General features: G+C 65.4%; 20 protein-coding genes. 7 read left to right on the top strand and 13 right to left on the bottom strand.

What is annotated here, in order from left to right; all coding sequences use genetic code 11:
* Positions 1-297 precede the first annotated feature (297 nt).
* Genes BRAD285_RS17855 through lptF form a run of 3 tightly spaced genes read right to left on the bottom strand, consistent with a single transcriptional unit; the run spans position 298 to position 5,068 of the window.
* Positions 298-2,805, bottom strand: a complete 2,508-nt coding sequence (locus BRAD285_RS17855; protein WP_006613432.1) for an LPS-assembly protein LptD — start codon at positions 2,803-2,805, stop codon at positions 298-300.
* Positions 2,805-3,902 carry an LPS export ABC transporter permease LptG gene (gene lptG / locus BRAD285_RS17850; protein WP_006613433.1) on the bottom strand — a complete coding sequence of 366 codons (1,098 nt, stop codon included), beginning with the start codon at positions 3,900-3,902 and terminating at the stop codon, positions 2,805-2,807. The genes BRAD285_RS17855 and lptG overlap by 1 nt, the downstream gene beginning before the upstream one ends.
* Positions 3,899-5,068: an LPS export ABC transporter permease LptF gene (lptF, locus tag BRAD285_RS17845; RefSeq protein ID WP_006613434.1), complete on the bottom strand. Its 1,170-nt coding sequence runs from the start codon at positions 5,066-5,068 to the stop codon at positions 3,899-3,901. Before lptF ends, lptG begins: the two co-directional genes overlap by 4 nt.
* Positions 5,069-5,406: 338 nt before the next feature.
* On the opposite strand from lptF, the gene BRAD285_RS17840 reads away from it, so the two are divergent.
* The 3 genes from BRAD285_RS17840 to BRAD285_RS17830 all read left to right on the top strand — a co-directional run bounded on the left by BRAD285_RS17840 (position 5,407) and on the right by BRAD285_RS17830 (position 8,081).
* Entirely contained in the window at positions 5,407-6,906 is a 1,500-nt protein-coding gene (locus tag BRAD285_RS17840) for a leucyl aminopeptidase (RefSeq protein ID WP_006613435.1), read from the top strand.
* A 15-nt stretch (positions 6,907-6,921) separates the two neighbouring features.
* A complete protein-coding gene (locus BRAD285_RS17835) occupies positions 6,922-7,374 on the top strand; it encodes a DNA polymerase III subunit chi (protein WP_006613436.1) in 453 nt (150 codons plus the stop codon).
* Positions 7,375-7,580: 206 nt separating this feature from the next.
* Entirely contained in the window at positions 7,581-8,081 is a 501-nt protein-coding gene (locus tag BRAD285_RS17830; protein WP_006613437.1) for a hypothetical protein, read from the top strand.
* A 61-nt stretch (positions 8,082-8,142) separates the two neighbouring features.
* Here the strand turns inward: BRAD285_RS17830 and BRAD285_RS17825 are convergent, their stop codons facing one another.
* From BRAD285_RS17825 to BRAD285_RS17815, 3 genes are all read right to left on the bottom strand, one after another.
* On the bottom strand, positions 8,143-10,011 hold the full coding sequence (locus BRAD285_RS17825; RefSeq protein WP_006613438.1) for an ABC-F family ATP-binding cassette domain-containing protein: 1,869 nt from the start codon (positions 10,009-10,011) through the stop codon (positions 8,143-8,145).
* Positions 10,012-10,079: 68 nt separating this feature from the next.
* Positions 10,080-10,265 (bottom strand): hypothetical protein, encoded by a 186-nt coding sequence (locus tag BRAD285_RS17820; RefSeq protein WP_006613439.1) that lies wholly within the window; start codon positions 10,263-10,265, stop codon positions 10,080-10,082.
* Between the two features lie 197 nt (positions 10,266-10,462).
* Positions 10,463-10,738, bottom strand: a complete 276-nt coding sequence (locus BRAD285_RS17815) for a hypothetical protein (protein ID WP_006613440.1) — start codon at positions 10,736-10,738, stop codon at positions 10,463-10,465.
* Between the two features lie 282 nt (positions 10,739-11,020).
* Between BRAD285_RS17815 and ndk the strand changes: the two genes are divergently transcribed.
* Positions 11,021-11,443: a nucleoside-diphosphate kinase gene (gene ndk / locus BRAD285_RS17810; protein ID WP_006613441.1), complete on the top strand. Its 423-nt coding sequence runs from the start codon at positions 11,021-11,023 to the stop codon at positions 11,441-11,443.
* An 87-nt stretch (positions 11,444-11,530) separates the two neighbouring features.
* Entirely contained in the window at positions 11,531-12,394 is an 864-nt protein-coding gene (locus BRAD285_RS17805; protein WP_006613442.1) for a TerC family protein, read from the top strand.
* 77 nt (positions 12,395-12,471) lie between these two features.
* Here BRAD285_RS17805 and BRAD285_RS17800 read toward each other — a convergent pair whose 3' ends face one another.
* The 6 genes from BRAD285_RS17800 to BRAD285_RS17775 all read right to left on the bottom strand — a co-directional run bounded on the left by BRAD285_RS17800 (position 12,472) and on the right by BRAD285_RS17775 (position 21,462).
* The gene (locus BRAD285_RS17800; RefSeq protein WP_006613443.1) at positions 12,472-14,832 is read right to left on the bottom strand and encodes an FdhF/YdeP family oxidoreductase; all 2,361 of its coding nucleotides are present in this window, start codon (positions 14,830-14,832) and stop codon (positions 12,472-12,474) included.
* A gap of 81 nt (positions 14,833-14,913) precedes the next feature.
* Positions 14,914-16,041 carry an NAD(P)/FAD-dependent oxidoreductase gene (locus BRAD285_RS17795; protein ID WP_006613444.1) on the bottom strand — a complete coding sequence of 376 codons (1,128 nt, stop codon included), beginning with the start codon at positions 16,039-16,041 and terminating at the stop codon, positions 14,914-14,916.
* A gap of 267 nt (positions 16,042-16,308) precedes the next feature.
* Entirely contained in the window at positions 16,309-17,808 is a 1,500-nt protein-coding gene (gene ppx / locus BRAD285_RS17790; RefSeq protein ID WP_006613445.1) for an exopolyphosphatase, read from the bottom strand.
* Between the two features lie 27 nt (positions 17,809-17,835).
* Positions 17,836-20,031, bottom strand: coding sequence for an RNA degradosome polyphosphate kinase (locus tag BRAD285_RS17785; RefSeq protein WP_006613446.1), 2,196 nt, complete (start codon positions 20,029-20,031; stop codon positions 17,836-17,838).
* A gap of 142 nt (positions 20,032-20,173) precedes the next feature.
* Entirely contained in the window at positions 20,174-20,851 is a 678-nt protein-coding gene (locus BRAD285_RS17780; protein ID WP_006613447.1) for a DnaA ATPase domain-containing protein, read from the bottom strand.
* A gap of 56 nt (positions 20,852-20,907) precedes the next feature.
* Positions 20,908-21,462, bottom strand: a complete 555-nt coding sequence (locus BRAD285_RS17775) for a CDP-alcohol phosphatidyltransferase family protein (protein ID WP_006613448.1) — start codon at positions 21,460-21,462, stop codon at positions 20,908-20,910.
* Between the two features lie 157 nt (positions 21,463-21,619).
* Between BRAD285_RS17775 and purM the strand changes: the two genes are divergently transcribed.
* Together purM and purN are read left to right on the top strand one after the other, a co-directional pair.
* Positions 21,620-22,693 (top strand): phosphoribosylformylglycinamidine cyclo-ligase, encoded by a 1,074-nt coding sequence (purM, locus tag BRAD285_RS17770; protein WP_006613449.1) that lies wholly within the window; start codon positions 21,620-21,622, stop codon positions 22,691-22,693.
* Positions 22,694-22,707: 14 nt separating this feature from the next.
* Positions 22,708-23,361, top strand: a complete 654-nt coding sequence (gene purN / locus BRAD285_RS17765) for a phosphoribosylglycinamide formyltransferase (RefSeq protein WP_006613450.1) — start codon at positions 22,708-22,710, stop codon at positions 23,359-23,361.
* Positions 23,362-23,805: 444 nt separating this feature from the next.
* Here purN and BRAD285_RS17760 read toward each other — a convergent pair whose 3' ends face one another.
* On the bottom strand, positions 23,806-24,015 hold the full coding sequence (locus tag BRAD285_RS17760) for a cold-shock protein (RefSeq protein WP_006613451.1): 210 nt from the start codon (positions 24,013-24,015) through the stop codon (positions 23,806-23,808).
* Positions 24,016-24,094: the final 79 nt, after the last annotated feature.

The following is a 24,094-nucleotide window of genomic DNA, read 5'->3' as shown; positions in this document are numbered from 1 at the left end:
TTTGAAGGCGAGTTCGAAGGTGAGGAAGGAACGCAGTCGTCATGACTCAGCTTCGCTGTTGGCAATGATTCCAATTGGGAGCGGCGCCATGGATCCCTTCGCACGGCTCAGACAGTCACTGTCGCAAACCAGGGCTCCAAGACCATAGCCACGAGACCGTGGCTCCCAGACCACGGCTTACCACCCCATGAGCAGAAACGCATGACCAGAAACGCATAGCCCTTGGCGTTGGCCTTGCGAGCCCCGCCGAGCCCCAAGGGAAGCACCAAGGGAACACCGATCAGGGACTGGCGCGTGCTACTGAAGGCCTCCAGCCCCGGTTCCGGTCGACGAGGAATTCGCGAGCGTCCGGAGTCCGATCTGGAGCATGTAGGCATGGCTCAGAACGGGTGTGGTGACACCAGTCGTATAATTATACGACGTTACATAGTTGGCGGCCAGCACGAAACAATCGTCCACATAGCCCGCGCCGATCACATACTGGTTGATCTTGTTGGCGGCGAGATCCCATCGCGCTGCACCCGTCACCACCCAGTTCGGCGCAACCTTCACCGAGCCGCTGCCCAGGATGCCCTCGCGGCGGTTCAGGTAGCCGATCGCCGGATCGGCGGCATAGTTGCCGTAGGTCAGGGCGACCGACCAGCGGTCGAAATTCGCCTTCGCCTCCGCCTCGAAGCGCTGCACGTTGAGAGTCTGCTGGTCGAACCGGCTGCGCATGCTGAAGGTGTAGGTCCGGTTCGGCGAGTAATCGACCCGGGCCACGTAATCCGAGACGTTCTTGTCGAGGCCTGAACCGATGGCGGTGTTGTTCATGTCCTGGACGGCGAAGGAGTTCAGGCCGAACAGGTGGTAGGACTGGCCGAACAGCACGTTGATGGTGCCGCCGCGGTCGAACTGGGTGGTGGCCTGCACGCCGACATTTGCGCGGCCGCCGCCTTCGGTGCGGTCGTAGCCGGAGAACTTGTCGACGCTGAACAGGTTGCTCGCGTCGAACACCATGCTCTGGGCGTCCTCGTTCGGCAGCCGGCCGGCATAGGTCTCGTTCGGCCGGATGATCACTTGGGCGATCGGCTCGATCGTCGTGGTGCCCCACGGCTGAACGTTGATGAACGGATAGCGGTACTCCAGGCCGACGGTCGGCATCAGTCGCAGCGCCTGGGTGTCGCCAGTCGGCAGGAAGTTGCCGACACCGGGCTGCGCCGTCACGTTGGCGTTGATCGCGTCGGCGCGCAGGATCGCGAACGGCGTCCAGATCTGGCCGTAGGGATCGGTGAACGACTTGCGCCACTGCGCCTGCGCGCTCAGGCGCGTGTAGGTGCCGGGCGTGGCGCGCAGCAGGCACTGCGTGGGCAGCCGCGCCATCGGGTCGGCCGACGTCGTCGTGCACAGGCCGTTGGTGTTGGCCGTCGTCGTGATCGGGTCGAACACCGCCTGTTCGCGGGTCAGATTGACGAAGTTGGTCTTGTAGCTGAACTCGCCGCCGAACACCGGATAGTTGAGCACGTTCGAGTAATCCAGCACCGGATACACGATCGGCACGGTCTGCTGGTTGCCCGAGAAGCTCAGATAGTGGATCGCCCGGATATCGAAGAAGCTGCGGCTGCCGACACCGGTCAGGTACAGCTGCGAGATCGCTTCGGTCGGCAGGCTCATGAACGAGTTGAACGGGTCGCGGTACTGCGCGAGCCGGTAGTCCGACAGGAACGTATAGTCGGACAGCAGGATGCCGTCCCAGCCGAACACCCATTTGTCGTTGAGTGCGAACTGGCCCTTGGTGTCGATGCCGCCACGGAACTGACGGTCGCCGGGCTGGCCGGCGAACGCGTTGCGGTTCAGCTGGTCGATGCCATACAGGCGCACCTGATAGCCGCCATTGCTGAGGCGCTGGCGGAACTCGGTCTGCACCAGCACGCCCTGCTTGGAGGTGATGCGCGGGGTGAACGTCGCGTCGTAATCCGGCGCGATCGCCCAGTAATAGGGGATGTCGACGCCGAAGCCGTAGCCGCCCGTCTGGGTGACGCCCGGCATCAGGAAGCCGCTCTTGCGCTTCACCGTCGGATCGGGCGTCGAGAAGTAAGGGATGTAGGCCAGCGGGACGCCGAAGAATTCGAGCTGGGCGTTCTCGAAGTACAGCATCTTCTCGGTCTGGTCGTGGATGATGCGTGCACCCTTGACCTGCCACAGCGGCGGCTTCTTCGGATCGTCCTTACACGGCGCGCAGGCCGTATAAACACCGTTCTCGAAAACGGTGTAATTGCCCTTGGAACGGTCGGCGCGCGTTGCCGCCATCCGCGTCTGGTCCTCGGTCTCGACGCGCAGCGAATCGACGAAGCCGTCGCGATAGTCGTCCGCCAGATCCAGGCTGTTGGCGTAGGTGATCTTGCCGTCGGCGTCGGTCATGCGGATGTTGCCTTCCGCATGCAGGCGCTTGGTCTTCTGGTCGTAGATCACCCGGTCGGCCTCGACCGAGGTGCCATTGTAAAACAGCTGCACGTTGCCGACCGCTGACACGCGCGAGTTGTTGTAGTCGTAGTCGACCTCGGTCGCCTGAACCAGCATCTGGTTGTCGTTGGCGACGCGCGGCGGCGGCGCCTTCGGCGGGCGGGGATTGTAGGTGAAGCTCTGTGCAGCGGCAGGCGACAGCGCGCCGTCGACAGCGGTGGTGACCGCGAAGCCGAGCGTCAGCGCAAACGCGCAAGCGAGTACGGCAGACCCGGCGCAACGGGCGCGCACGCCAGCAAGGCGCGCGACGGCACGCAGCCGGAGCGCGGCGAGCGCGGTCTGACGGACGGCAACGAACGACACTAGCCGTCCTCCTGGTAGAGCAAGGCCATAAAACCGGTGAGGCCGCCGACGAACACCGGCAGCCACGCCGCAGCGATCGGATTCATCAACGCAGCCTTGCTCAAATCTTCCGTTACTTTCGACAGCACGTAGAGCAGAAAGCCGGCGCCCACGCCACTCAAAACCATTTTTTGAACGCCACCCATACGGAAGAACCTGAGGGACACGGACGCAGCCAGCATGACCATCGCAGCCAGCAAAAACGGCTGTGCGATCAGCTTATGATACTGCAGTCGGTACCCCGCGGTCGCGAAGCCCGAGCTTTCCGACGAACGGATGTAGCTCGGCAGTTGCCAAAACGACACAGTTTCGGGGGTGGAGAAGCTGTTGCGGACCTGCGCGGGCGTCAGAGTCGTGGGCAAAATGAACGTCGGTTCGTCAACCGGCGGCGCATCGAGCGAGAATCGGCGCACCGATTTGAACACCCATTGGCCCTCGTCGAGCGTCGCCTCGCGCGCTTCGATTCGGTCCTTGAATCGATTCTTCGTATCAAAACGAAACAGCGTCAGTCCGGTCAGCCGCACGCCCTGCTGTTCGCTGCGCGCGGCGTTGATGATCACGGAGCCGTCCGGGTTGACCTGGTTCAGCCAGAAGCCCGACGCATCCTGCACGCCGCCACCCGGCGCACCGCCGAACAGCTCAGCTTCCATGCGCTTGGAGAGCTCGCGCAGATTGGCCGACATCGGGTTGTAGAGCGTGGTCGCCATCAGCCCCAGCATGACGGCGCTGGCGAGCGCCGGCGCAATGAACTGCCAGGCGGAGACGCCGGCGGCGCGGGCGACCACCAGCTCGAGCCGTCGCGACAGCGCCAGATAGCAGGTCATCGCGCCGATCAGCACGCAGAACGGCATCATCTTCTCGAGTAGCTGCGGCACCCGAAACAGCGACGTTTCCGCGACCATCAGCGCCGAGGCGGAGGCGAGCCCCGAGGTCCTGCGCACCATCTCGATGTAATCGACCAGCACCAGCAGCAGGAAAATGCTCGCGAACACGCCCACCGCCGAGACCAGGAAGCGGCCGGCGAAGTAGCGTCCGAGCGTGTTGGTGACCATGCTCATGCGGTGACCGGCCTTCTGAACAGCCGCGCGATCCGCGCATTGGAGCGGTTGATCGCCTCCATCAGCCGCGCCGGCGGCTCGATGACCACGCCGCCGACGATGACCCAGATGGACAGGCCGAGTGCGCCGAGCAGCATCAGATACTGGATCAGTGCTGCGATCGGCGTCTTCACGGTCATGACCGAGCAGGCGAAGCCGGCCATGCGCACGCCGAACACGGCCAGGATGGCGCTGCCGAACGAGAAGTTGCGGCTCTGGCGCGTGGTGCGCGGCGCGCCGAGAAACGCGAAAGTGAGGGCGGCGAAGGCGAACGGATAGATCGGGGCCAGGAAACGGTCGTGCAATTCCTGCCGGAATTGTCCGGGGATCTGCTTGTAGATCGGGTCGTTCTCCGAGGGCGCCATCAGCTCCCACAGATAGCGCTCGCGAATGCCGAGCGTGACGTCGCGGCCCTGATTCGAGAATTTCGACATGTCGAAAGCGTAGCGGGCGAATGCCACCATCGCCGGCTCGCGCTTGCCGATCTCGAAGCGCTCCAGATTGCCGTCCTCCAGCACCAGGAACGAGCCGTCGGCGTTCTTCACCACCGTGCCCTTCTCGGCGATGATCGTGATCCGTTCCTTGGGGTCGCGGCGGTCGTCGATCAGGATGCTCTTCAGCTCACCGCCGGGCTGGCGTTCGCCGATCCGGATCGTCAGGTTCTGGTCGAGCTGCGCGAACCGTCCGGGCTGCAGGATGTTCGTCAGCACGTCGGCGGTGATCTCGGCATCCCACTGCTTGATCCGGCGCAGTCCGTCGGGCGCGACATAGGAGGCGAGGATGGTGACGAGCAGGGCGACCACGCAGGTCGCATAGGCGAACGGCACGAACAGCCGGATCGGCGACATGCCGGCGGCGTTCATGACGATGATTTCCGAATCGGTCGCGAGCTTGTTCAGCGTATGCGAGACCGCGATCATCAGCGCGATCGGCGCGATGACGCCGAGCAGGGAGGGAATCACCAGCCCGGTGATGCCGAGGAAGGTCAGAATGGTCTGGCCCTGGCTGGTCATCAGGTCGATGCCGCGCAGCGCCTGGGTAATCCAGATCACGCCGGTGAGGCTGACCAGCACCAACGCAAACGACGCGAGCGTCGTGCGAAAGATGTACTTGTCGATGGACCCCATCGTGCGCGCTCGATCCCCAATCAGCAGTCTCGGAACGAGCGCTGCAGCACCCTTGAAACGGGGTCCCCAGGCTGCCTGCGCCGTGACGTTCCAAGGCCGGTGAATATCTTTACCATCCCTTTGATCCGTCGACAAAATGGCTGTGGCGTGGCGCCACGAAAATGTGGTCGAAATTTCATCGTTGTGGCCGCCCCGCCACGGGAAGACTTGGCAGCCTGCGCTCCGGCAGGCCATACTGCTGCCAGATTGGGTTCCGAACTGCTGCCATCCCCGTCTGTCCGCTGGGATTTTGGCCCGGTCGCGGCGGCTCTCATGTCGAAATTTTGGAGGATTGCTTGATGTCCGACACCGTCAAGGTCGGCTTCGTCCCGCTGTCGACCGCTCCGCGCGGTATCGCGGTGGCCTTTTGCGACGACGCGCTGCGGCTAGGAGTCGCGACCGAGAAGGCGCTCGGTGGAGCCTCGGACCTGATCAAGCGCGCCGCCGGAGCCGCCCGCTTCAAGGGCAAGGATGGCTCGGTGCTGGATCTCCTGGCGCCCGAGGGAATCAAGATTCAGCGCTTGATCGTGATCGGCACCGGCAAGGGCGGCGATCACAAGGAAAAGGATTTCCTGAAATATGGCGGCAGCTTAGCCGGAAAACTCAACGCCGGAACTGAAGCCGTGACGGTGTTGGCCGAGCTGCCCTCCGGGCCGATGACGCCCGACCAGGTCAGCTCGCTGGCCGCGGGCGTCAGGCTGCGGGCCTACCGATTCGACCGCTACAAGACCAAGAAGAAGGACGAGGAGGGCGACGTCAGCGCCAATGTCTCGATCGCGGTGGCCGACGTCGCCGCGGCGAAGAAGGCGTTCGCGCCGCGCGCCCATGTGACCGACGGCGTGATTCTCGCCCGCGATCTCGTGAACGAGCCGCCGAACGTCCTTTACCCCGAGGAGTTCGCCAAGCGCGCGGCCGCGCTGCGCAAGCTCGGCGTCACCGTCGAGATTCTCGATGTCCCCGCGATGAAGAAGCTCGGCATGGGCGCGCTGCTCGGCGTCGGCCAGGGCTCGGCGCGGCCCAGCCGCACCGTGGTCATGCGCTATGACGGCGGCAAGAAGAGCGAGCAGCCGGTCGCCTTCATCGGCAAGGGCGTCTGCTTCGATACCGGCGGCATCTCCATCAAGCCGGCCGGCTCGATGGAGGATATGAAGGGCGACATGGGCGGCGCGGCCTGCGTCGTCGGCCTGATGCATGCGCTGGCGGCGCGCAAGGCCAAAGCGAATGTGATCGGCGCGATCGGCCTGGTCGAGAACATGCCGGATGGCAACGCGCAGCGCCCCGGCGATATCGTCACCTCGATGTCCGGCCAGACCATCGAGATCATCAACACCGACGCGGAAGGCCGGCTCGTGCTGGCCGATGTGCTCTGGCATGTCGCGACCAAGTACAAGCCGAAATTCATGATCGACCTGGCGACGCTGACCGGCGCGATCCTGGTTGCGCTCGGCACCGAGCATGCCGGCCTGTTTTCCAACAATGACGATCTTGCCGACAAGCTGTTGAAGGCAGGGCAGGAGACCGGCGAGAAGGTGTGGCGCATGCCGCTCGGCTCCGAATACGACAAGCTGATCGATTCGCAGTTCGCGGACATGAAGAACACCGGCGGCCGTCATGGCGGCTCGATCACGGCGGCGCAATTCCTGCAGCGCTTCGTCAACGATACGCCATGGGCGCATCTCGACATCGCCGGCACCGCGATGGGCGCGCCGAAATCCGAGATCAACCAGAGCTGGGGATCCGGCTATGGCGTACGCCTGCTCGATCGTCTCGTCTGGGATTCCTACGAAGCGAAATCGTAAGGGACATCAGCGTGCATGACCGAAGTCCTGTTCTATCACCTGCAGAACATGACCCTGGAAGGCGTGCTGCCGCCGCTGCTCGAGAAGTCGCTCGAGCGCGGCTGGCGTGTGGTGGTCCAGTCCACGTCGGAGGAACGTGCAGATGCGCTCGATGCGCATCTGTGGACCTATCGTGACGATTCGTTTCTGCCGCACGCCACCTGGCGGGTGGCCGATGTGGCCGAGCAGCCGATCGTTCTGGCGATCGAGGAGGGCAATCCGAACCGCGCCCACGTGCGATTCCTGGTAGATAACGCCCCGCTGCCATCCGATGCGCACAGCTACGAGCGCATGGTGCTGGTGTTCAACGGCGATGATCCCGATGCGCTCGCTGCAGCGCGGTCGGCATGGACCGATTGCAAAAGCCGTGGATTCGAGGTCACCTATTGGCAGGCCGATGAGCGCGGGCGCTGGCAACGTCGGCAGTGATGGCGTAATGCCGAACGGCGTGCCCTAATGGCAGCGCCGCGCGATTAATGATAATCTGCCGATTTACCGGCAGAGCGTTGGCAAAGTCACGAACGTGCCGCAAAGTGATGTTGGGACAACACGTTAGAGTGTCCACAGGTTGCAATTCAGCAAGGTTCATCGTGCGAGACCACACCAAACAGCTGACGCGCGCTCTGGCGTTCCTTGTGCTTGCCCCGGTCGTGGCCGGATGCTCGAGCACGCCCGACTTCCTGTCGAAGGATGCCGAGTGGTTCAACCGGCCGCAGCGCCTGTTCATCAGGAACATCTCGATCGACGCGCCGCCCCTGACGCCGGACAAGCCCGTGACCGCTGATGATCTCGTCACCGCCGAGGGCGGCTGTCCGGGCATGGCGCCGGCGGGTGGAGCTGCGGGTGCGAATGCGCTCAGCAATGATGCGGCCGCTGCGCCGCCGCCGGCTGCCGGCGGCTCGGTTGCGCTGGGTCACACCGAGTGTGACGTGGTGCGCGGTATCGGCGCGCCCGACAGCGTCAACATCGGCAACAATGGCGGCGACCGCGTTGCGACCGTGACTTGGCTGCGCGGCGCGCGTGCGGGTGTCTACACCTTCACGGCGGGCCGCCTGACATCGGTCGAGCGCGCGCCTGACGCCGGTCCGGCCCCGAAGGTGGCGAAGCCCAGCAAGGCGAAGAAGCGCGCGACCTGAGCCCGCTCACCGCTTCTTTGTTCAGTCGACTGTCTTTGTTCAGTCGACGAAGGCGGGTTCGTCAGCCGGTCGCTTCATCATACAGCGTGCTGGCTTCCAGCCACTGCTCCTCAGCGCGCGCCAACGCATCCGCTGCATTCGCCCTTGCCTTCGACAGTTGCGCCGCCTGCTTCGGATCGCGCGTGAAGATGTCGGGTAGCGACAGCGCGCCGTCGATCTTGGCGATGATCTCGGTGATGCGGGCGATCTCGGCTTCAGCGGCGGAGATCTTCTGCTTCAGCGCGCCACGCTTGTTGTCGCCGCGCGGCCGCTCGGTCTTCTCGCTCACCTGCGGCCGTTCCGTTTCACGCGCGGCCGTGCCGCCGCGGGAGGACAGGATCATGCGGCGGTACTCATCGAGATCGCCGTCATAGGTCTTGACGGTGCGATCGGCGACGACCCACAGCCGGTCGGCGCACGCTTCGATCAGATAGCGGTCGTGCGACACCATGATCACGGCGCCCGGAAACTCGTTGATGGCCTCGGCGAGCGCGGCACGGCTGTCGATGTCGAGATGGTTGGTCGGCTCGTCCAGGATGATCATGTTCGGACCGTAGAAGGTCGCAAGCCCGAGCAGCAGCCGCGCCTTCTCGCCGCCGGACAGGCTCTTCACCAGCGTGTCCGCCGCCTTGCCGGAGAAGCCGATGGCGCCGGCGCGGGCGCGCACTTTCGATTCCGGCATGTCGCCCATCAGCTTGCGGACGTGGGTGTAGGGGGAGCCGTCCTCGTCGAGCTCGTCGAGCTGATGCTGGGCGAAATAGGCGATCGACAGCTTGTCGGCGCGCGTGATCTTGCCGGAGAACGGCGCCAGCCGTCCGGCGAGCAGCTTCACCAGCGTCGACTTGCCGTTGCCGTTGGAGCCGAGCAGCGCGACGCGATCGTCATTGTCGATGCGTAAGGTGACGCGATTGAGCACGGGCTGCGCCGGATCGTAGCCGACGGTCGCGTTGTCGACGGCGATGATCGGCGGCGACAACAGTTTGTCCGGCGCGGGGAACGTGATCTCGCCGACGTCCTGGGTCACGAGCGCGGTGATCGGCTTCATCCGCTCCAGCATCTTGACGCGCGATTGCGCCTGCCGCGCCTTCGACGCCTTGGCCTTGAAGCGTTCGACGAACGCCTGCAGTCGTGCGCGCTCCGCCTCCTGGCGCTTGACCGCCTTGGCATCGAGCATCTCGCGCGTCGCGCGCTGCTCCTCGAACGACGAGTAGCTGCCGCGGTAGAGCGTCAGCTTGCCGCGGTCGAGATGCAGGATCTGGTCGACCGACGTTTCCAGGAGATCACGGTCGTGGCTGATCACGATCACCGTGCGCGGATAATGCGCGAGATGATCCTCGAGCCACAGCGTGCCCTCGAGGTCGAGATAGTTGGTCGGCTCGTCCAGCAACAGGAGGTCGGGCGCGGCGAACAAGGTCGCCGCGAGCGCGACGCGCATGCGCCAGCCGCCGGAGAATTCGGAGCAGGCGCGCGCCTGGTCGGCGGCGGAGAAGCCGAGACCGCTGAGGATGGCGGCGGCGCGGGCGGGGGCCGAATGGGCGTCGATGTCGACGAGGCGGGTCTGGATCTCGGCGATACGGTCGGGATCTTCGGCGGTCTCGGCCTCGCGCAGCAGGGCATCACGCTCGAGATCGGCCCGCAGCACCACCTCGATCAGGCTCTCGGGGCCGCTCGGCGCCTCCTGCGCCAGGCTGCCGATCCGCCACCGCGGCGGCAGGCTGATGCTGCCGTTCTCCAGCGACAGTTCGCCGCGGATGGCCTTGAACAGGGTGGACTTGCCGGTGCCGTTCCGGCCGACGAGGCCGACGCGGGCGCCGGGCGGGATCTGCACCGAACTTTGGTCGATGAGAAGCCGTCCGGCGAGACGGATGGAGATGTCGGTGATGGAGAGCATGCGCGCGTTGTCACCGCGCGCGAGCCCAAACGCAACCGCTTTATGCCGGTTTCAGCCGCTGGAGCCCGTCAATCGAAGCGAGCCATGGGCTCGTCCCGCTTGCGCAGCTCGTTCAGCAGATGTGCCAGGGAATCGGGCAGGCTGGCGCCATCGGGCGGCAGGCTGCGCTGCAGGCGTTCGCCCACGGCCTCACAGATCGATCGGCTGGTCTTGCGATCGAGCGCCTCGCTGAATTCGGCGGTGCGGCCAGACATGATGGAGTTCCACGAGCAGTTGCAATTCAGTGCCTTATCAAGTCGTTGAGAGCTGAATTGTTTCCGTGGAAGCGCCAAGCGGCGGAAAATGGGTTGATAATGCACAAAAAAAGCCCCGGCGTGGGGGGACGCCGGGGCAATGCGAGTTCGGAGCGGCGGGGGGCGGATGCCGTCCGAGGCTCGTATCAGGGGAGGTATCAGTAGCAGCGGTTGATCCAGCGCCAGCGCGGTCCCCACGGGGTCGGAACGACGCGGCGCACGTAGCAGCCGCCATAGCCGTAGCTGTAGACCGGGCCGCCGACGAACACGCGCGGACCATAGAACGGGCGGTGCCAGCCATAGCCACCGTGCCAGCCGTGGTGCCAGCCGCCATGCCAGCCACCGTGCCAATGGGCCGAAGCGGCGGTGGGGGCGAGGGCGGCTGCGCCGAGGGACACGGCGGCCGCCACGATGAGGGAGAGTTTGCGCAACATGATCGTCTCCTGGATGACAGCGCTGAGAGGCGCGAATTGTCCGACGGATGAGGCGGGGAGAAGGCGGCTACCTTACGCTGGTGGCTCGTCATCGCCCGATACCGACAATGTAGGACATGACAGCTGAACGACGGGCGCACGAGTCCTTCAGACTATGTTCAGAATCGTGAAATTGTCGTAAGGCGTCGCGCCTCGGGGCGGGCCCCGGTCGCTTGCCGTCGACCGATCACGTCGATATAAGCCCGCAACTCACCCAAATCCCCCATCTCCAAGGACGATATCATGGCGATTGAGCGCACCTTTTCGATCATCAAGCCCGACGCGACCGAGCGTAACCTCACCGGCGCCGTCAACGCGCTGATCGAGAAGGCCGGCCTGCGCATCGTGGCCCAAAAGCGGATCCGCATGACCCGCGATCAGGCCGAGACTTTCTACGCCGTGCACAAGGCGCGCCCGTTCTTCGGCGAACTGGTCGACTTCATGATCTCCGGCCCGGTCGTGGTCCAGGTTCTCGAAGGTGAGGGCGCCATCCTGAAGTACCGCGACGTGATGGGCGCGACCGATCCGTCGAAGGCGGCCGACGGCACCATCCGCAAGCTGCACGCGAAGTCGATCGGCGAGAACTCGGTGCACGGCTCGGATGCGGCCGAGACGGCGGCGATCGAGATCGCGCAGTTCTTCTCCGGCAACGAGATCGTCGGCTAAGGCGAGCATCGCTGCGGCGGAGCCTTGCTCCGCCGCACACCGATCGCCTGTGCGATCCCGGATTGAACGCATCTGAAAGGTCTGGCCGTGAACTGGCTGTCGCAGCTCGCCGATCCCGCCACTTACGGCCATCTCCTCGCTCAATTCGAAGCCGACCTGCAAAGCCCGGGCTTCTGGCTCGCGCTGGGTAAGATCATCTGGATCAACGTGCTGTTGTCGGGCGACAACGCGCTGGTCATCGCGCTCGCCTGCCGCGGCCTGCACGGCAAGCACCGCTTCTGGGGCATGGTGGCGGGCTCCGGCATCGCCGTTGCGCTCCGCATCGCCTTCACCGGCATCGTCGCCACCCTGATGGCGCTGCCTTATCTGAAGCTGATCGGCGGCCTCGCGCTGCTCGTGATCGCCGCCAAGCTGCTTGTTCCCGAGGACGAGAACGACGACATCGCGGCCGGCACGACGCTGTGGCATGCGGTGCGCATCGTCGCGCTCGCCGATCTCGTGATGAGCCTCGACAACGTCATTGCGGTGGCTGCCGCCGCCAACGGCCAGGCGTCGCTGCTGATCATCGGCCTCGCCATGAGCATCCCGCTGATCATCGCCGGCGCCGCATTGATCATGCTCGTGCTCGACCGTTTCCCGCTGCTGGTCTGGCTCGGCGCCATGCTGCTGGGCTGGGTCGCGGGTGAGGTGATCGCGACCGATCCCGCGATCGAGCCGATGCTGCACCATCTGCTCGACGGCACCGTCAACATCAGCATCGATGCGACCTCGGCGCTCTGGGCGGGCAAGTCGAATCTGACCAGCCATGTCGACGTCATGGAAACCCTGATGTCGCTGCTCGGCGCGCTGGTGGTACTGATCGCCGGCTCGATCTGGCGCGGCCGCGCGTTGCAGCACAAGGGCGAGCCCGAGATCGAAGCTGTTCCGGCGCGCGGCGTCGAACTGCCGTAGCTGCGGAGTCGAGTTTTGTGATCTCATCGCCGCGCGTGATCGCGATTGAGCGCGAGGCAGCGTGACCCCGACCAGGCTCAGGCCAGCGGCACGCTCGCCGGATCGGTCTCTCGGGCACGGCCATGCTCGGCGACGCCGCCATCGGCGGCCACCGGCTCGCCTTGCGCCACCGCGGTGATCCGCACCGGCACCGACTTGGCCGCGGGCGTGTTGCTGCGCTCGTCGCGATGGGCGAGGGGCAGCAGGCCGTTGGTCTCCGGATAATAGGCGGCGCAGCAACCGGGCGGGATGTCGAAGCCGACGACGCGGAAGCCGCCGATGCGGCGGTCGATGTCGTCATGCCACACCGTGCTGAACTCGATCATCGCGCCTTCGTGCAGTCCGAGCGCGGCAATGTCGCGCGCGTTCATGAACACCACCATCCGCTCGCCGCGGACGCCGCGGTAGCGATCGTCGTTGGAGTAGACCGTGGTGTTGAACTGGTCGTGGCTACGCAGCGTGATCAGCTGCAGATGCGGCGCCTCCGGGGCATCGTCATCGGCATCGATCAGCCCCTCCTTGAACAGGAAGTTGGCCTTGCCGGTCGGCGTGTCCCATTTGCGCTCGCGGGCGCCATTGGGCAGGCGGAAGCCGCCGGGCTGGGCGATGCGGGCATTGTAGTTCTGGAATTGCTCGGGAAACACCGCTTCGATCTTGTCGCGGATCAAACCGTAGTCGTTGGAGAACGCATCCCAGTCGATCGCGGCGCGATCGGCGACGGTTGCCTTCGCCAGACCGCAGACGATGTCGACCTCCGATTTCAGCTGCGGGCTGGCCGGTTCCAGCAGGCCGACCGAGCCGTGCACCATCGAGAAACTGTCCTCCACCGTGATCGTCTGCACCTGCCCGTTCTGGACGTCACGCTCGGTGCGACCGAGGCAGGGCAGGAGCCACGACGACTGGCCATGAGTCATGTGAGACAGGTTCGGCTTGGTCGCGACATAGACGGTCATGCGCAGCCGCGGCACCTCGGCCGCGACGCGGGCATTGTCCGGAATGGCGCGGAAGAAGTTGCCGCCCATCCCGATGAAGGCGTCGACCTCGTGGGCAAGGATGGCCTCGCAGCATTGCGCGACATCGTGGCCCGGCTCGCGCGGTGAGGTGAAGCCGAAGGCCGCGTCCATCTTCTGGAGGAACGGCTCCTTCGGCTTCTGATAGATACCGACAGTGCGGTCGCCCTGCACATTGGAGTGGCCGCGGATCGGGCAGGCGCCGGCACCCTTGCGCCCGACATTGCCGCGCAGGAACAACAAATTCATGATCTGCTGCATGGCATCGCCGCCGCGGCGATGCTGCGTGATCCCCATACCCCAGCATGCGATGACGCGGTCGGCCTTCATGTAGATCTCGGCCGCGGTCTCCATGTCCGCGCGGCACAGGCCGCTATAGTGCTCCAGCCGCTCCCATGGCAGGTTGCGCAGATATGTCGCGAACGCCTCGAAGCCGTGCGTGTGCTGCGCGATGAATGCCTCGTCGAGAATGCGCTTGCTTCCTGTCGCGGCAGCCGCCGCTGCGAGCACGGCCTTGCAGATGCCCTGCACGGCGGCGATGTCGCCGCCGACGCGCAGCTGGAAATATTGCGACGAGATCTTCTGGCCGCCGCCGGTCAGCATCTCCACGGCATTCTGCGGGTTGGCGAAGGCAACGAGGCCGCGCTCCTTCAACGGATTGAAGGTGACGATCGGCACGCCGCGCTTGGCCATGTCGTGGAGATAGCCGAGCATGCGCGGACTGTTGGTGCCCGGGTTCTGGCCGAAGATGAAGATCGCGTCGCAATCCTCGAAGTCGTCGAGATCGACCGTGCCCTTGCCGACGCCGATGCTCTCCGGCAGCGCCACCGTCGTGGTCTCGTGGCACATGTTCGAGCAGTCGGGGAAGTTGTTGGTGCCGAGCAGGCGGCCGAACGTCTGATACAGGAACGCGGCCTCGTTGGAGGTGCGGCCCGACGTGTAGAGCTCGATCCGCCGGGGATCGAGCGCGCGCAGTTCGGCGCCGATGGCGGCGAAGGCCTCGTCCCACGTTGTGCGCTCGTATTTGTCGGTGGAGGCGTTGTAGCGCATCGGCTCGGTGAGCCGTCCGACATCCTCGATGTCGTGATCGGTCCAGCCGCTGAGCTCGCTCACGGTATGCTCGGCGAAGAACTCCGGCGTGGCGCGCTTGCGCGTCGCCTCCCAGGCCACCGCCTTGGCGCCGTTCTCGCAATATTCGAAGGTGTGCGGCTTGCGCGGATCGGGCCAGGCGCAGCTTGGGCAGTCGAAGCCGCCCGGCTTGTTCATCGACAACAGTGCCCGATTGCCGCGCACCAGGATCTCCTGGCGCGCGAGATGCGTCTCAGTGGCGTTCAGCGCGCCCCAGCCGCCGGCCGGGCTGTTGACGATGGTCTTGCGGGTCTCGGCCAAATCGACTCTCCGGCGGATGCAGGAAGCTTGGCCAACGTGGCACCGACGGTGCCGTTCCAACGTCGTATCGCAGCGGCTGGCCTAGGGAGTCGCAAGATGTCTGCTGAACAGCTCGACGACGCCATATGGCGCGGTGTCATCGAAGAAGGTCTCCAGATTGCGAGCCGTCTCGTCCGCCACGCGGGCGCTGCGGACAAACAGATCACCTTCAAAGGCGGCGAGCGCAGCTTCAGTGTCATTGGGCCTGGCGATCAGCGCCCGGGCAAGCTCCGCGCCGTCGTACAGCGCGAGGTTGGCGCCTTCGCCGGCGAAGGGGGACATCAAATGGGCGGCGTCGCCGAGGAGAGTTACGCCGGGCCTGCGAGCCCAGCGATGCCCGACGGGAAGGGCATGGATCGGGCGCAGCACCGGATCCGTGTCGCTATCGGAGATCAGGGCGGTCAGGGGCGGCGCCCAACCTTCGAACTCCAGGACGATACGCGCCAAGATCGCGTGGGCATCGCTGCCGTCGAACCACGCCTCGGGCCTCTGCAGGGCGGCGTAAGTGTGGAGCGTTCCATCCGCATGGCGATGCGCCAGGATGGCCTTGCCTGGAGCAGCGGCGATGAGCGTACCGGTGCCGATCGCAGCCGCGCTGGCCTTGTGGCGCGTCTCGCCGTCAAAGAGGCGAGTCTCCACGAAGGACACGCCCGTGTAGGCGGGCTTCGCATCTGAGACCAGTGGCCGGATCTTCGACCACGCGCCATCGGCGCCGACGAGGAGATCGGCGGTGATCGTCGTGCCGCCGGCGAAAGCGATGGTGTGATGTCCGCCTCCCATCGCGGTCGCCGACACGACCTTGTGACCCCACGCGATGCTATCCTGGGGAATGGACTCGATCAGCATCCTGCGCAGGTCGCCGCGGTCGATTTCCGGGCGTTTGACGGTACGGCTGCCGGGATGGTCGAAAAGAATCACGCCGTTCTGATCGACGACGCGCTTGGCGTCTTCGCCGGGACGGACAAGCCTCAGGATGGATGCGAACAGGCCGGCGGCCTTGAGCGCGACCTGCCCGTTATGGTCGTGAATATCCAGCAGGCCGCCTTGTCCTCGCGCCTTCGGCGAACACTCCGCCTCGTAGACTTTGGCTGGGACGCCATGCAGATGAAGGATGCGGGCAAGCGTGAGCCCGCCAAGGCCCGCGCCGATGATCGCGATCGGATGTCGCACTGTTGCGCTCCTGTTGTCGCAGACGCGCAGCGCCCCGAAGGCGCCAAACGACTGAGATTGCCCCGACACACGGCCGGGTGTTGCTTGGGAGACGCTGGCCGAACCGCGCCATGCGCATGGTTGGGCGTGTGCTCGACAGCCGTTCGAACTCGCTGGTTCGGATCAGGCCATCGTTTTTCGCGACAACTCGAAACTATATCAGACGCTGTGGAGACGCTAGCCCTTGCAAACAGTGGATCGTGGAGGGGATCGCGGCGGCAACACGAGCTAGCTCAGCACCACCGAGCCGGAACGGCCGACGAGCCGCGCCAGCTGCTTGAAGCGGCCGCCGACGCGGTCGGCGACGAGGTCGACCAGATGATGCTCGAACACCAGCATCAGCTTGCGGTCCTGGGTGCGGAAATGCGTGGCGGGCAGCACGCCCGGCCGCGCCGCTGAGATCAGATGCGCGACACGGAAAGCGGTGCCGAGCAGTCGCGCGCGATCGATCTGGGCCGGGCTCAGCTGCTGGGTGAGGGCAGGGGCTGCCGCCTCGTCGCGCTGCCCCTCGTAGCGGAAGAACACCGACAGCGCGGCGAAGATGCGACCCTCATGGCTGATCGAGCCGAAATTGCCGTTGAGGATGATGCCGTAGGTCTGCTCGCCGCGATGATCGGGATGCATCCGCCAGCCGATGTCGGACATCAGGCAAGCGGCGTGGCGTAGCCTGCGCTCGTCCTCGGTCTCGCGGATGTGGACGACGCGAAACAGCCGGTCGGTCCAGTCGATCAGCTCGCGCGCGTGCTGCTCCGAGCGCGACAGCAGCTCGTTCAACCCTTGCGCCGCGCAGAGCAGGCCGTCCTTGGCGCGCTCGGCATCGGGCAGCTTGGAGTAGAGCAGGCCCTCGCGTACGCCGAAGGTGGAGAACACCACGTTGGTCGGCTTGGCGACGCGGATGACGTATTCGAGCACGAGCGCGGCATAGGCGAGCAGCGGGCGACGCGCCTCGGCGATGGCCTCGATGTCCGCCAGCATGTCGGCGGCGACCAGCCGGCGCAGCCGGCGGACGAAGGCGAGCGCCTCCGCGGCTGGAATCGCATAGCCGTGCATGACGCCGAGCGGATAGCCGCTCTGGATGATGTGGATTCGCGCCAGCGCGCGCCAGGTGCCGCCGACTGCGTAGAAGGTGCGGCCCTCGCCAGCCAGGAGTTGCGGCAGGTCGGTCAGCGCCTCGCTGGCGATCCGCTGCGCCTTCTTCAGCGACTTCTCCGCGAGGTCCTGCAGCGCCAGGCTGCCGAGTGGAAGGGTGATGCCGCTGCGCACCTGATGGCCGCGCACGTCGATCAGCTCCAGCGAGCCGCCGCCGAGATCGCCGACGATGCCGTCGGGCTTGTGGATGCCGGAGATGACGCCGAGCGCCGAATAGCGCGCCTCCTCGGGTCCGGTGAGGATCTGGATCGGCACGCCGCAGATCTTCTCGGCCTTGGCGATGAAGTCGGGCCCGTTCGAGGCGTCGCGGCAGGCGGCGGTGGCGATCGCATGGACTTCGCCGACCTTCTGCACCTTGCACAGCGCACGGAACCGCTTCAGCGCGGTCAGCGCCTTGTCGACGGCATCAGTAGCGAGCAGACCGGTGGTCTGCACCTCGCGGCCGAGCCCGCACAGCGCCTTCTCGTTGAAAACGGTGACGAGGCTGCGCTCCATCGCCTGATAGACGACGAGGCGGACCGAGTTGGAGCCGATGTCGATGACACCGACGCTGCCGGCCCTGGTCGTGGGCCGTTTCACCGCGGCATTCCCTTGATAAGCAGGTCGCTAGGACTGATGGCGTTCATTCCGGCGGGTGAGCCGGCGCGGTGAGGATTCCTTGAGCGACTTTCCACGGCCGGACAGACTCGGATTCGTCATGAAGTAATTGTGCAGGTTGAACGGCTCCTCGCCCTTCGCGGCCTTCATACGCGTTGACGACCCGTCCGGCAACAATTGCCAGCTCTGCTCGGTGTCCTTGAGGTTCGCGACCATGATCTGCTCCAGCACCTGCTGGTGCACGGTCGGGTTCTGCAGCGGGCACAGCACCTCGACGCGGCGGTCGAGATTGCGCGGCATCATGTCGGCCGAGGAGATGTAAACGGCCGCCTTGGCGCTCGGCAGGCCCTGGCCCATCCCGAAACAGTAGATGCGGCCATGTTCGAGGAAACGCCCGATCACCGATTTGACGCGGATGTTGTCGGACAGGCCGGGAACGCCTGGGCGCAGGCAGCAGATGCCTCGCACGATCAGCTCGATCGACACGCCGGCCTGCGAGGCCTCGTACAGCGCGTCGATGATATCGGGATCGACCAGCGAGTTCATCTTCATCCAGATCACGGCCGGCTTGCCCTGGCGAGCGAAGCTGGTCTCGCCATGGATGTGCTCGATCATGCGCTTGCGAAGCGTGAGCGGCGACACCGCCATCTTTTCGATGTCGATCGGCTCGGCATAGCCGGTGATGTAGTTGAACACGCGCGTGACGTCGCGGCCGATCACCGGGTCCGAGGTGAAGTAGGACAAGTCGGTGTAGATGCGCGCCGTCACCGGATGATAGTTGCCGGTGCCGGTGTGGACATAGGTGGTGAGCCCGCCGCCCTCGCGGCGCACGACCATCGACAATTTCGCATGCGTCTTGAGCTGCAGGAAGCCGTAGACCACCTGCACGCCGGCGCGCTCGAGATCACGCGCCCAGCGGATGTTGGCTTCCTCGTCGAACCGCGCCTTGAGCTCGACCAGCGCGGTGACCGACTTGCCGGCCTCGGCGGCTTCTACCAGCGTACGCACGATCGGCGAGTTGTTGGAGGTGCGATACAGCGTCTGCTTGATCGCAACCACATCCGGATCGCGCGCCGCCTGCTGCAGGAACTGCACGACGACATCGAACGACTCGTAGGGGTGATGGACGATCAGGTCCTTCTGACGGATCGCAGCGAAAATATCGCCGCCGTGGTCGCGCACGCGCTCGGGATGGCGCGGCACGTAGGGTGCGAATTCGAGGTCGGGCCGGTCGACGCGGGTCAGCTGCGACAGCTCGTTCATCGCCAGCACGCCGTCGACAACGAACACTTCGTCATCGGTGGTCGCCAGCGCGTCCTGCACGAACAAGCGCAGCTCCTCCGGCATGTTGGCCTCGATCTCGAGCCGGATCACCGAGCCGCGGCGGCGGCGCTTCAGCGCGGTCTCGAACAGCCGCACCAGATCCTCGGCCTCTTCCTCGATCTCGATCTCGCTGTCGCGGATGATGCGGAAGGCGCCCTGGCCCTTCACGGTGTAGCCGGGAAAGAGACGGCCGATGAACAGGCTGGTCGCCTGTTCCAGCGTGATCAGCCGGATCACGCCGTCCTTGGCGCCGGGGAAGCGGATGAAGCGGTCGATCTTGCCGGGCATGCGGATCAGCGCGTTCATCGGTTTGCCGTCGGCCGTGCGGATCAGCTGCAGCGCGACGGTAAAGCCGAGGCTCGGGATGAACGGGAACGGATGCGCGGGGTCGATTGCCAGCGGCGTCAGCAGCGGGAAGATGCTGGCGAGGAAATGGTCCTCGATCCAGGCGCGCTCGGATTTGGTGACGTCCTGGCCGTCGACCAGCACGACGCCGAGCTCGGCGAGGAACTTGCGCAGGTCGCGCCAGATCGCCTGCTGGTCGATCGCCAGCTGCGACACGCTTTCGTTGATGACCTTGAGCTGTTCCAGCGGCGTCAGGCCGTCAGGGCTGCGCTCCGTGATGCCCTCGCGCACCTGGGCGCGGATACCGGCGACGCGGACCATGAAGAATTCATCAAGGTTGTTGGCCGAAATCGAGAGAAAGCGGACACGCTCCAGCGCCGGATGGCGCGGATTGACCGATTCCTCGAGCACGCGGCGGTTGAAATGCAGCCAGGACAGTTCCCGGTTGATGAAACGCTCGGGGCTGGAGGCGATCTCCAGCTTGGCGGCCGCAACCGGCTCTTGCGCTGCAATCTCAGTCACTTGCTCGGTGTCCATCAGAAATCGATCCAAATTCGGTGGAGGCGCCAAATCACTTTGCGCAAGAGCGAGAACCAGTAGCGCAACCCGTATGACAGAGGGATGACGTTGCTGGCACCATTGAGGTTCCGCCCACGGCCGCCGTCAAGATGGCCGGCGGTCACACGCTGCGGAGCAGATCCGCCGCCAGCGCCCGCGTGACCGGACGTCCCAGCCGCAGCGACTCCTGGTCGAGCAGGGCAATGGTCTGACGGGCCGCCGCGTAGGACCGTTCGATGCGGCTGGCGAGGTAGCTGACGACCGTCTCATCGATCGCCAGCTGCCGGTCCGCGGCCAGCTTGACGATCAGCGCGCGGAACAGCTGGTCGTCGGGCGGCAGCAGCGTGACCACCGGAACGGCGCGCAGCCGCGACCGGAGGTCGGCCAGCGCGATCGGCAGGCTTGCCGGCGCCTCGCGCGCCGTGATCAGCACGAAGGCCTCGTCCTGGCGGGCCAGGTTGAGCAGGTGAAACAGGGCGCGCTCGTCGAGATCGGCGGTCGTCAGGTCCTCCAGCACCAGCGCTCCGGTGGCAAGGGCCCCCGGGACGGCGCTCGCCTCCAATGCATGGGCCGACAGCGAGCGGGCGCCGGACTGCTCGGCCCAGATCGCCGCGAGGTGGCTCTTGCCCGAGCCGTCCGGGCCGACCAGGAACATCGTCCGCGCCGGCCATTCCGGCCAGGCATCCACCAGCGCGAGCCCGGCGGCGTTGCCGGGGCCTTCGAGAAAATTGTCCCGCGTCAGGCTCTCCGCATGCGGCAGCGCGAGGGCCAGTTGACGGGGGGGAATATGGCCGGCCAAGGGTGACGTGCTCCGTACAGTGTCGTCGGCGTGGATGAGAGGGCGCGCGAGCCGGCTCACCGCACCTCGATGGTGTTCATGTGGCGCACCCAGTCCACCAGGTAAAGCCCGACAGACACGAGGGTAAAGGCCGTCACCAGCACCATCAGCACGCTGTCATAAGGCTTGGGCTCGAAGCCGAAGCTGAGCGATGCCAGCACGAGCGCGGCGAATCCTACCTGCGCCCCGGTGTTCAGCTTCGACACCATCAATGGCTTCATTGCGACCGGGCGGTCGAACAGCCAGGAGACGATTACGGCAGCCACGATCATGATGTCGCGCGAGACCACCAGGATGACGATCCAGCGCGGGATGGCCCCCCAGATGCCGAGCGTGACGAAGATCGACACCAGCAGCGCCTTGTCGGCGAGCGGGTCGAGCAGGGCGCCAAGCTCGGAGCGGAGGTTGAAGCGGCGGGCCAGAAAGCCATCGACCGCATCGCTGACGCCGGCAATGACGAACACGATGAACGCGATCTCCATCTCGCCGGCGGCGATGGCCCAGACCACGATCGGAACCAGCAGGATTCGGCCCAGCGTAATCAGGTTGGGGATAGAGTGGGGAATGGTCACGCAGCTGGTCCCGACGACAACTCGATCAATAGACAACCCGATTCCGAAGCGTGGCGAACCGGTCCGGTTCTTAGATAGGATGGGGACGGCTCCCTTGCGAGCCATTGCGCGCGGCCGGAATCCGACGTAACCAGCGGCCAAATTAGGGGTTTTGACCATGACCGAGCGCAAGAACGGGCTCACTTATGCAGATTCGGGCGTCGATATCGATGCCGGCAATCGGCTGGTGGATCTGATCAAGCCGATGGTGCGTGCCACCGCGCGCCCCGGGGCGGACGCCGAGATCGGCGGTTTTGGCGGCCTGTTCGACCTCAAGGCCGCTGGCTTCAAGGACCCGGTCCTGGTGGCCGCGACCGATGGCGTCGGCACCAAGGTCAAGATCGCGATCGAGACCGGGCTGCATGGCGGCATCGGCATCGACCTGGTGGCGATGTCGGTCAACGATCTCGTGGTGCAGGGCGCCGAGCCGCTGTTCTTTCTCGACTACTTCGCCTGCGGCAAGCTCGATCCCGAGGCGACCGCCTCGATCGTCGCCGGCATTGCCGAAGGCTGCCGGGAGTCCGGCTGCGCGCTGATCGGCGGCGAGACGGCTGAAATGCCGGGCCTCTACAAGGACGGCGATTACGATCTCGGCGGCTTTGCGGTCGGCGCGGCCGAGCGCGGCACGCTGCTGCCGTCGCCGGACATTGCGGCCGGTGACGTCGTGCTCGGCCTGGCCTCTTCGGGCGTTCATTCCAACGGCTATTCGCTGGTGCGCAAGATCGTCGCCCAATCGGGCCTCGGCTTCGACGCGCCGGCGCCGTTCGCGCCGGTCCTGACCCTCGGCGCCGCGCTGCTGACGCCGACCCGGCTCTATGTGAAGTCCTGCCTGCGCGCGATCCGCGAGACCGGCGCCGTGAAGGGGCTGGCGCACATCACCGGGGGCGGCTTCACCGACAACATCCCACGCGTGCTGCCGAAGCATCTCGGCGTCTCGATCGACCTGACGCATTTGCCGGTGCTGCCGGTGTTCAAATGGCTGGCCGGGCAGGGCGGCATCGCCGAGCGCGAGCTGCTGCGCACCTTCAACTGCGGGATCGGCATGATCGTGATCGTCAAGGCCGAGGCGGTCGATGCCGTCACCGAGGTGTTCAGCGCCAATGGCGAGCACGTCGCCAGGCTTGGCGAGGTCGTGGCGGCCGAAGGCGAGGAGCGCGTGATCTACACCGGCGCGCTCGATCTGGCGCTGTGAGACGAGCCGTTACGATGAAGCGCCGCGTCGCCATCCTGATTTCCGGTCGCGGCTCCAACATGGCCGCCTTGATCCGCGCGGCGGCGCAGCCGGATTTCCCGGCCGAGATCGCCGTCGTGATCTCCAACCGTGCCGATGCCGCCGGCCTGCAAAAGGCGGCGGAGAGCGGGATCGCCGTCGAGGTGATCGAGAGCAAGCCGTTCGGCAAGGATCGCGCCGGTTTTGAGGCCAAGCTGCAGGCGGCGCTGGATGCGCGCGGCATCGAGATCATCTGCCTCGCCGGCTTCATGCGGCTGTTCACCGCCGGGTTCGTGCAGCGCTGGTATGGCCGGATGCTGAACATCCACCCTTCGCTGCTGCCGTCCTTCCCCGGACTCGATCCGCACGGCCAGGCGCTGCGCGCCGGCGTCAAGCTGTCCGGCGCGACCGTGCATTTCGTCATTCCGGAGACCGACGCCGGCCCGATCGTGATGCAGGGAGCGGTCGTGGTGCGGGATGACGACACGGCCGACACGCTGTCGGAGCGCATCCTTGGCGTCGAGCATCGGATCTATCCCGAAGCGCTGAAGCTGCTTGCGAAGGATCTGGTCCGGCTGGAAGGCGATCTCTGCCGGACCTCGGCGACGGAGCAGGCGGATCAGGTGATGATCTGGCCGCTAGTTTCGTAGTTGGGGTTAGACTCTATTTGCTAATATCGAGATCTGGCTGAGGCAGGGCGCGCGCGGAGAGAACCCCTCACCCGAAAGAGTGTGACGCTGCCACCGTCTAGCCCTCTCCCACAAGGAGCGAGGGCGCATTCATAATCACCGCGTTGGCTCTAATATCGAGCTTGAAGCACGGCTTGTTGCAGCGACGAGACTGCTCGATGCAGTGCCCTCGCCCCTTGTGGGAGAGGGCATCGACGGCCGATCCGCGGGCTCGCTCGGGTGAGGGGTATCTCTCCGCAGATACAGTCGTGCATCGTCATCGCTGAGGTCGCGATGGACAAAAAAATCCCCGGCAAGGCCGGGGGCATCAAGGGCTGACGAAGTCTGGTCATTCGCGCGCGTTGGTGTTGCGCGAAGTTTGTTGATAGAGACCGGCGCAGTCAGCACGCCGAGCCCCGCAGCAACTCAAGAGAGCTTCAAGTTCTCCGCCGATGTCTTGCCGCGGCTCTCGACCAGATCATACTCGATCGCCTGGTTCTCATTGAGCGTGGTCAGTCCGGCACGCTCGACGGCCGAGATGTGGACGAACACGTCCTTGTCTCCACCGGTCGGTTTGATGAAGCCATACCCCTTGGTCGGGTTGAACCATTTCACGCTGCCTTTGTGGGTCGGCATCGCTGTCTCCTCGTCTAGACGAAAAAAAGACGCGGTCACGCTCTCGCGTGCCACGCCACAAGCGGGCTCTCCGAAGTCT

Origin of the sequence: Bradyrhizobium sp. ORS 285, from assembly GCF_900176205.1 — a bacterium.
GTDB lineage: Bacteria > Pseudomonadota > Alphaproteobacteria > Rhizobiales > Xanthobacteraceae > Bradyrhizobium.
This window is presented reverse-complemented; position numbering and strand designations above follow the sequence as displayed.